This is a genomic window from Bacteroides sp. RTP31139st1_H2_RTP31139_211217, assembly GCF_040227615.1.
GTDB lineage: Bacteria > Bacteroidota > Bacteroidia > Bacteroidales > Bacteroidaceae > Bacteroides > Bacteroides uniformis.
In genome coordinates, this window is record NZ_JBCNZM010000176.1 from 1 (window position 1) to 9,542 (window position 9,542).

9 protein-coding genes are annotated in these 9,542 nt (G+C 42.9%); all 9 read left to right on the forward strand.

All coding sequences use genetic code 11. The features are described 5' to 3' along the window. Positions 1-248: 248 nt before the first annotated feature. Positions 249-2,612, forward strand: coding sequence for a glycoside hydrolase family 3 N-terminal domain-containing protein (locus tag ABUA47_RS20525; RefSeq protein WP_370448312.1), 2,364 nt, complete (start codon positions 249-251; stop codon positions 2,610-2,612). A gap of 96 nt (positions 2,613-2,708) precedes the next feature. Next, a complete protein-coding gene (locus ABUA47_RS20530; RefSeq protein ID WP_349824548.1) occupies positions 2,709-4,127 on the forward strand; it encodes a glycosyl hydrolase family 28 protein in 1,419 nt (472 codons plus the stop codon). A gap of 201 nt (positions 4,128-4,328) precedes the next feature. Next, positions 4,329-4,895, forward strand: a complete 567-nt coding sequence (locus ABUA47_RS20535) for a hypothetical protein (protein ID WP_005812876.1) — start codon at positions 4,329-4,331, stop codon at positions 4,893-4,895. After that, positions 4,892-6,139 carry a site-specific integrase gene (locus tag ABUA47_RS20540; RefSeq protein WP_005812874.1) on the forward strand — a complete coding sequence of 416 codons (1,248 nt, stop codon included), beginning with the start codon at positions 4,892-4,894 and terminating at the stop codon, positions 6,137-6,139. The genes ABUA47_RS20535 and ABUA47_RS20540 overlap by 4 nt, the downstream gene beginning before the upstream one ends. A 455-nt stretch (positions 6,140-6,594) precedes the next feature. Then, positions 6,595-7,104, forward strand: a complete 510-nt coding sequence (locus ABUA47_RS20545) for a hypothetical protein (RefSeq protein ID WP_224204818.1) — start codon at positions 6,595-6,597, stop codon at positions 7,102-7,104. 133 nt (positions 7,105-7,237) lie between these two features. Then, positions 7,238-7,606 carry a helix-turn-helix domain-containing protein gene (locus ABUA47_RS20550; protein ID WP_004320284.1) on the forward strand — a complete coding sequence of 123 codons (369 nt, stop codon included), beginning with the start codon at positions 7,238-7,240 and terminating at the stop codon, positions 7,604-7,606. A 43-nt stretch (positions 7,607-7,649) separates the two neighbouring features. Then, positions 7,650-7,991: a helix-turn-helix transcriptional regulator gene (locus ABUA47_RS20555; RefSeq protein WP_005812869.1), complete on the forward strand. Its 342-nt coding sequence runs from the start codon at positions 7,650-7,652 to the stop codon at positions 7,989-7,991. A gap of 2 nt (positions 7,992-7,993) precedes the next feature. Continuing rightward, entirely contained in the window at positions 7,994-9,100 is a 1,107-nt protein-coding gene (locus ABUA47_RS20560) for an AAA family ATPase (protein WP_005812867.1), read from the forward strand. Between the two features lie 200 nt (positions 9,101-9,300). Then, positions 9,301-9,542, forward strand: a 242-nt coding sequence (locus tag ABUA47_RS20565; RefSeq protein WP_349831959.1) for a CHC2 zinc finger domain-containing protein, incomplete at its 3' end; no start/stop codon positions are given.

The following is a 9,542-nucleotide window of genomic DNA, read 5'->3' on the forward strand; positions in this document are numbered from 1 at the left end:
ATGATTCAAGTGAATCGAATTTATTTAATTTTTAACCGACTAGTGACCAAAAAATTTTTAGTGGACACTAGTGATATAATTTATAAGCATATAAGAAATTACGAACCAAAAAGTAGAAATACTCAATCGCCCCGGCAAATTAACTATCAGGTTTAGGTAACAGTCCTGCTTGATACGTATATTATCAAAAAACATCAACCAATTGTTTTATCAGTATGAATAGATACCTAACAACCGTCCTTGTATCCATGATTTGCAGCCAGCAGTTGTGGAGCAACTCGATACTCGATTACGAGAAGGACAAGTCAACCGTCAAAAACATCTATCACAAAGGATGGATTGACTTTAACAAAAATGGCGTGAAGGACATCTACGAAGACAGCTACGCCCCACTTGAAGCAAGGGTGCAAAACCTGCTCTCGCAAATGACTCTCGAAGAAAAAAGTTGCCAGATGGCTACACTGTATGGTTCAGGCCGCGTACTCAATGACGCCCTTCCAAGTGATAACTGGAAAAACGAAGTATGGAAAGATGGCATCGGGAATATTGATGAAGAGCACAATGGGCTTGGCAGCTTCAAGTCTGCATACTCTTTCCCCTATGCACACCACGTAAAGACGAAGCACGCCATTCAACGCTGGTTCGTAGAAAATACACGGCTGGGAATCCCGGTAGATTTCACCAACGAAGGCATCCGGGGGCTATGCCATGACCGGGCGACCTACTTTCCTGCCCAATGCGGACAAGGAGCTACATGGAACAAAGAACTAATAGCCCAAATAGGCGAAGCTGAAGCCCGTGAAGCCTCCGTACTGGGATATACCAACATATACTCCCCCATCCTCGACATCGCACAAGATCCCCGATGGGGACGATGCGTAGAAACCTATGGCGAAGATCCCTATCATGCAGGACAAATGGGAAAGCAAATGATTCTGAGCCTACAAAAGAACAAGCTGGTCTCTACCCCAAAACATTTTGCCGTCTATAGCATACCGGTAGGTGGACGTGACGGAAAAACACGTACCGACCCCCACGTAGCTCCCCGAGAAATGCGCACACTCTATCTCGATCCTTTTAGAGTGGCCTTCCACGAAGCCGGTGCGCTGGGAGTAATGAGTTCGTACAACGACTATGACGGCGAACCCATCACAGGCAGTTATCATTTCCTCACCGAAATTCTTCGACAAGAATGGGGATTCAAAGGCTATGTGGTTTCCGACAGTGAAGCCGTAGAATTTATCTCCACCAAACATCAAGTGGCCAACGGATATGAAGATGCCGTAGCGCAAGCCGTTAATGCCGGACTCAACATCCGCACCCATTTCACACCACCTGCCGACTTCATCCTTCCGCTGCGCAGTGCCGTAAAGAAAGGAAAAATCTCCCAAGAAACACTCAACCAACGTGTTGCCGAGATTCTACGCGTGAAGTTCTGGCTCGGACTTTTCGACAACCCTTATCGTGGCGACGAAAAGAGAGCCGGACAAATAGTACACAGTCCCGAACATCAACAACTTGCGCTGGAAGCCGCACGCCAATCGTTAGTACTCCTCAAAAACGAACACCAGACACTTCCACTTTCCAAGTCGATACGCTCAGTAGCCGTCATCGGTCCAAATGCCGACGAGCGACAACAGCTAATCTGCCGATATGGCCCAGCCAACGCACACATTACCACCATTTACGAAGGTATCAAAAAGATGCTTCCCCAAGCAGACGTTGTTTATAAGAAAGGATGCGACATCATCGACCCCCACTTCCCCGAAAGCGAAGTCCTTGAATTTCCCAAGGCTGCCCAAGAAGCGCAAATGATGGAAGAAGCCATAGAGGCGGCAAAGGGAGCGGAAGTTACCGTAATGGTATTAGGAGGAAACGAACTTACCGTAAGAGAAGACAGGTCACGCACTTCATTGGACTTGCCCGGCAGACAGAAAGAATTACTCAAAAAAATCTGCCAATTAGGCAAACCAGTGGTATTGGTAATGATTGACGGACGCGCCTCATCCATCAACTTCGCCGCTACCCATGTTCCTGCCATCATCCATGCCTGGTTTCCTGGTGAATTCGGAGGACAAGCCATAGCCGAAGCACTGTTTGGTGACTACAACCCCGGAGGACGCCTCGCCGTGACCTTCCCTAAATCCGTTGGGCAGATACCCTTTGCTTTTCCTTTCAAGCCCGGTTCTGATGAAAGCTCCGAGACTTCTGTCTATGGTGCGCTCTACCCCTTCGGTCATGGACTAAGCTATACGACTTTCCAATATAGTGACCTTGCAATATCTCCATCCAAACAAGGAGTACAAGGCAACATCTCCATCAGTTGCACCATCAAGAACATCGGTCAGCGCGAAGGAGATGAAGTGGTACAGCTTTACTTGCGCGATGAAGTCAGCAGCGTAACCACCTATACACAAGTGCTGAGAGGATTCGAGCGCATCACTCTAAAACCGGAAGCATCGCATACCGTACATTTCGAACTCACACCACAAGAGCTGGGGATATGGGACAAACAAATGAATTTCACCGTTGAGCCGGGCATGTTCAAAGTCATGATTGGTTCTTCATCAAAAGACATCCGCTTGAAAGGAGAATTTGAGATTGCACAATAGGAACATCCGGACTGAGATAAATAGCGATAGACAAGAAAGAAGAGTCAATTCCATTCTATATATTATAACAAAACATATATAAACAAAATATACATTATGAAAACATTATTAAAAAAATTGATTTTGAGCTTTGTGCTAATCTTTGCTACAAGCATGAACATCGGAGCCAAAGTAGTTAGTTATCCGGTACCACAAACCGAACCTCTGTCCTCTGATTATACAGTTGAAGTCAACGGCATAACTATACCGGTATATACAGCCAGTACACAACACCACGACAAGAAATATTCAATTGCTTACTTCGATTTTTCGGGTACGGTAACGATTACTGTAAAAAGTAATTTCCAACTGAGCAAACTGAATATTTTGCCTGACAAATACGGCATCCGTCCATCGGTAAATAAAAACATAGCTACTTTTAAGCTAGATACTCCTTGTGACATTTCTTTTGAACCAGACGGTTGTAACAGCCCTTTGATTCTCTTCAGTAATGAATTGGAAAAAAGTATTCCCTCCAAAGATGACCCGAATGTAATTTACTATGGTCCGGGTGAACATAATCCGAAAAATGGATTAATAAAACTTACCGACAATCAGACACTATATATAGCAGGAGGTGCCGTAGTCAATGCAGGAATAGAAGCAACTGGTGACAATATTACGATTTGCGGTCGTGGCATTTTAGACGGTTCCGATTGGGAACACAATGCCGGTCCAACAGATTATATGATTAATGCCAAACATTGCAATAACTTGGTGATGAAAGATATTATTTTGAAAGGCTCTTATTATTGGACTATTGTTCCGCAAGATTGCGACCGTGTATTGATTGACCATATCCGTTTGGCCGGTTCGCGAGTGGGAAATGATGACGGGGTAGATCCTTGCAATTCCAGCAATGTAACGATACGCAACTGCTTCTTTCGTACGGACGATGATTCCGTTTCCCCCAAAGGCATCACTCGTGCAGGAGGTGAAAGTCATTCTAAGTCAGTAGAGAATATCACGGTAGAGAATTGTGTATTTTGGGTAGATTTTGCCAATGTATTTCGTATGGCTACTGAAAGTAGTTGTCCGGCATTCCGCAACTTCACGGCACGAAATATTGATGTCATCCACTTCCCTGACCGTGACCGGGTACAAATATTTTGGTTACACCCCACAGGTGAAATGAGTATGGAGAACCTCTGCTTCGAAAATATCAGAATCAATGGGCACAAACCTTATAATTTAATTAAAATGACTCCTGCCCTTCAGTTGGTTGGTACTCGTCCAATAGAGAAGCCGCGCCCCAACAATATCAAAACTGGCCCAGGACGGCGTGGTCCAGGTAGTTGTGGATATGGAGAATTCGTAGTAGTTCCATCTAGTGGTCCATATATACACAATGTAACTTTCCGCAACATATATACATACGGTACAAAGAATAGCCCTAAAGCTGGAGGAACTGTTTTGTTACAAGGGATTGATGACAAATACAATATATCGGGCGTTACTTTTGAGGATGTGAAATAAGCACATAGAGAAATAAGAATACAATATCAAATGGAAAGCGTGTAGCTCAATGAGTTACACGCTTTTCTTGTTTTTGGCCGTACACAATAATATTGCTATCTTTGCGTTATTATTATAAACATCTGTACCTTATTTGTACCTGTAAGAAAAAGTAGATATGATGAGAAGAATAGATATTAAGAACTACAAAATGAATGAATTATGGCAGTAGCAAAGTATAAGATAGTACGGAAATGTCCTGTGTGCGGAGAAGAGTTCTTCGCAAGGACTTTGGAGTCCTGGTATTGTTCACCCAAATGCTCCAAGGTGGCGTGGAAGCGTAAGCATGATGAAGAAAAACGCCAACTTGAACTGGACAAGATTGTAAGCAATATGCCCAAGTCTAAAGAGTATATCAGCATAACGGAAGCGTATGCTATGTTTGGTGCAAGCCGCTCAACCATTTATAGGCTCATCTACATGAAAAAGATTTCCTTCATTGAGCCAGAGAAAGGAATACGACTTGTATGCAAAGGAGAACTAATGAATCTGTTTCCGTTAAGACAGTCTCCGCTTGACACCAAGCCAAGGAAACCAGTTACCATGTACCGCATGGAACCAGAGGATTGCTATACAATAGGTGAGATTTCCAAGAAATTTCATCTGGATGACAGCACCGTGTATGCTCATATACGAAAATACTCAATACCGACCCGGCAAATCGGTAATTATGTGTATGCTCACAAGGAATCAATAGACAAACTTTATAAAGATATAAAACCATTATGAAAAGATTAGATTATACTAAAGTCTCCGTCAAATTAAAGAAAAGTGAGTGGAGAGATGAGTGGTTCATCTATCTTGAAGCTTATCCTGTTTATGAGACGGGAAATGACAAACCCAAACGAGTGCGTGAATATCTCAGGAGGTCTATTACTACCCCTATATGGGATAAACGACGAAGCGAGCGAGCCGTTGCTGGTAGAATAAAGTACAAGCCCAAGCGAGATGACAATGGCGTTATTCAGTGTAAATCCAAGCAAGATATGGAAACTTGCCTTTATGCGGATGGCGTTCGAGTCCTGCGTCAAAAAGAGTACGACAACATGGCTCTCTTTACTGACCAGCAAATGGAAATGGCAGAACAAAGCGAACGCTCAAAATGCAATGTTCTGGAGTATATTGAGAAGTTAATCAAAGAAAGAGAGGAAACTGCGTCAGAATCGATAGTTGTCAACTGGCGCAGATTGCACACACTGTTGTCAATGTTTGCCAAGTGTGACTACATACAGTTCTCGCAGATTGACATGAAGTATATTGAGGCATTCCGTTCCTTCTTGATAAAGGCACCGCAGGGTGGTTCTAAGAAAGGAACTATTTCAAGGAATACGGCATCGACGTACTTCTCTATCTTCAAGGCGGCACTCAAACAAGCTTTCGTGGATGGCTATCTGAATTGTGATATTGCTGCCAAGGCTAAAAATATCATGTTTCAGAGTGCTCGAAGAGAGTATCTGTCACTGGAAGAACTTAATATATTGGCAAAGACTCCGTGTGATGATATACTAAAACGGGCAGCCTTGTTCTCTGCACTGACAGGAATGCGACATAGCGATATTCAAAAGCTTAAATGGTCAGAGGTTGAAGAATACAATGGTGGGTACCGTCTCAATTTCACTCAGCAGAAGACTAAGGGCGTTGAATACATGCCTATATCGCCACAGGCATACAAGCTTTGCGGTGAGCGCAAGAAAGACGGAGAACTGTTGGTGTTTGCCGGACTGCCTGACCCTTCATGGATATCTAGGCCTTTGGAACGGTGGGTAAAAGCATCAGGGATTACCAAGCACATCACCTTTCATTGCTTCCGCCACACCTATGCAACGTTACAATTGGCTAACGGTACAGACATATATACCGTAAGCAAAATGTTAGGGCATACCAATGTAAAAACCACGCAAATCTACGCAAAAGTAATTGACAAGAAGAAAGATGAAGCTACAGAAGCTTTTAAGTTGGACATAGATGAATAGTGATTATCATTTGTAAGCACTTAGTATAGAAGACCACTTGTATCAATAAGTCCTTTATTGTACAGGTGGTTTTTAGTGCCTTTCATTTTCAACATTCTATGTAATGATGCTATTGTTTTGGCACTTTAACCTTTCGTGGAAACCAAACATTTATAACAATAAACAGATAAAAATGAAAAAAGACAGCCTTTTTTGGCTTCTCTCTTTTTGAAGAGAGCAAGCGTGTCCACAAACATGTGGAGTGTACAGAAGACTTCTACAGAGAACTGTATGAGTTGTTTGAGATCGCAAGAAGTTGGTATCTTCAAGCTGAAAAGAATCATATGAAGACAGAGTACTTCATAGAACTATTTGAGCGCAGTCACCAATATATTGACTGTGATTGTGCACGTTGTAAGAACTCGCGACAGATGGCAATTGGCATTATTGGTACTTTGTTTAGAGACTCTAAGTGTGTGTCAATAATCAAGAAAAAAGAAGATTATTCCAAGCAGGAACTTATTGAGTTGTTTCTTCAACATGTGGGTACTGGTCTGCCAATCCTTACCCGAAAGAAATCGTCCATCCTCACTTTGGGATGCCAATTGTCAGACAGACAGATGGATTTGTTGGTAGAACTTGTCCAAAGTCACGACATATTTGATTTTGCCGACAACAGTGATGTGCGTAGCGAGTTGTGTCGCCTATTCAAGTGCGACTTGGACGCATCTATCCGTGTAAAGAATGTACGTAATGTAGCCGTACTGTTTGACGCTATGGCTCAATACCATTTGATAAACAATAATTGGCAATATGTCATGGGAGAAGGTCGCTTCTTAACCAGTATCAAAAAGGATGGAACAGAGAAATTCATAACTTCAAGTTGTCTTTCCTCTTCTCTTTCAAGGATAAGAAGAAACGTTTCCATGACAGCAAGTCAATATGCCATCTGCAAATCCATCGAACAGATATTAAGAGAGGAATAAATCACAATAATTCTGCTAAATGAAAGTAAAAACGTGATAGTTTGGTTGATACTGCCTTACTATCACGTTACTTTTTCTATTTAGTGACAGTCTCCCCATAACTTTGCATCAAAAATCATAAAAAATAATTAGCATGGAAGAAAATAGTATAAGATTTGAAGATATTCCCAACGCTATAACGGGGGTACTGAAAAAGCTGTCATCATTAGAAGACAAGATTGATGGTATATATGAACTTGTTCAATCAGAAAAAGAAGAAACATGGTTTACGGTTGCTGAATTATGTGCTTATCTCCCAACACATCCGGTAGAGCATACCATATATTGCTGGACAAGCAATCGGGAAATACCGTTTCACAAGAGAGGCAAACGCATCATGTTCCTCAAATCTGAGATAGATGAATGGCTTCAAGGAACCAAGGGCAAATCGAAGAACGAGATTCAAAGAGAAGCAGAGGAATATGTACTATCTACACAAAGAAAGAATAGACGGCTAATATAACCGTGCTACTGTCTGTAAACAATTTAATTAAGGTACGTGACACATGAATGAAAGACATTTTAGACTCTATGAGCGAATTGTCGCAATAGAAGACAGTTTGGAGGCTTTGGGACCTATTGACAAACTAATAGAGCGAATCGAGGAATTGGAGAAGATGGTCAAGCAGACCAAAACCGTCTTGGGGTTTGACGAAGCATGTAAGTATATTGGTGTTTCTGAAAGCCTGCTATACAAACTTACAGCCGCAAAAGAAGTTCCACACTATAAGCCAAGGGGAAAAATGCTGTATTTTAATAGAGAAGAAATCGACAAGTGGCTGCTCCAAAACAAACAAGAGGTCATTGGAATGGTAACGAAAATAGAAATTGATAATCCGAAAGAATGAAAATGGAAGAAAATAACAAACATGTACAGCCTAACTCAAAAGAGGAAGGAGTACAGCGTCTCAATCGCATATTGAGCGAATCGTTGATAAAGGCAACAGATACTTATAAAACACCTCCTCAGATTATATGGGTTGATAATTCCAGCATAGCCACATTGGGCAACTTCAGTGCTTCTACTGGTAAGGCAAAGGCGAAAAAGACCTTCAACGTGTCTGCCTTGGTAGCCGCTTCCCTCGCCAACGGCAAGGTACTGAACTATCGCGCCAGTCTGCCAGAGGGGAAACGCAAGATACTGTATGTAGATACGGAGCAGAGCCGCTATCACTGCCATAATGTGCTGGAGCGCATCCTGAAGCTCGCTGGTCTACCTACAAGCATCGACAACGAGAACCTTGACTTTATCTGTCTGAGAGAGTACACGCCCTCCGTCAGGATAGAGGTCATAGACTATGCGCTTGCCCAAGACCAAAGCTATGGACTGGTCATCATCGACGGAATCAGAGACCTGCTTCTCGACATCAACAATGCGGGAGAATCGGTCGAGGTCATCAACAAGATGATGGAATGGTCATCAAAGTATGACCTGCACATCCATTGCGTATTGCATCAGAACAAGGGCGACAATAACGTGCGCGGGCATATCGGTACGGAGATGAACAACAAGGCAGAGACGGTGCTTGTCATCACCAAGAGCACCACCAATCCCGACATCAGCGAGGTGAAGGCGATGCACATCCGTGAGAAGGAGTTCAAGCCGTTTGCCTTTACAGTCAATGAGGAAGGGTTGCCAGAGATTGTCGAGCACACGCCGGAGAAGGAAGAAGGTGACAAGCAACCGTCAAGGTTTACTTACCAAGACTTGACATCCGAACAGCATAACGAGGCGCTGACGGCTGCATTCAAGGAGAAACCTATCAAAGGATTCGATCGCATGGTGGAGGAATTAACGCAAGCCTATGCAGACATTGGCTTTAAGCGTGGCAGAAGCGTCATCATCAAAATGCTGAAATACCTGATTAACGAGCAAAAGCTCATAGTGAAGCGGGATAATCATTACTATTTCGGATATACACCTGCCGAGATTGACCTGTTCCATGAAGAGGAATAAAAACAGTTCAGAAACCAGTTTAGTTTACGTCCGTACCTATATATAAGAAATAAGGCCAAAGTAAACCGAAATCGGAGGCTGAATTGGGAAGCGGAAAAGTAGTTTAGCAAATGGTTTAGTTTACGGGTGTGCCTATATAGGAGAAAGGGTAAAGTAAACTGTTTCCATGGACAAAGTAAAACCGAACAAATGAAAGTACAATGAATATTGAACAATCGAAGAAACTGAGCATTATAGACTTCTTAGACAAGGAGAATGTAACGCTGAAAAAGAAGAAGGGCAATGCCTACTGGTATCTGTCACCCTTCAGGGACGAGAAGACCGCATCGTTCAAGGTCAGCAAGAAGGAGAACCTGTGGTACGACTACGCCATTAAGGAGGGCGGTGACCTTGTGGAGCTGGTAAAGCGTATGTATAACAAACAATCCGTTTCCGATGCCCT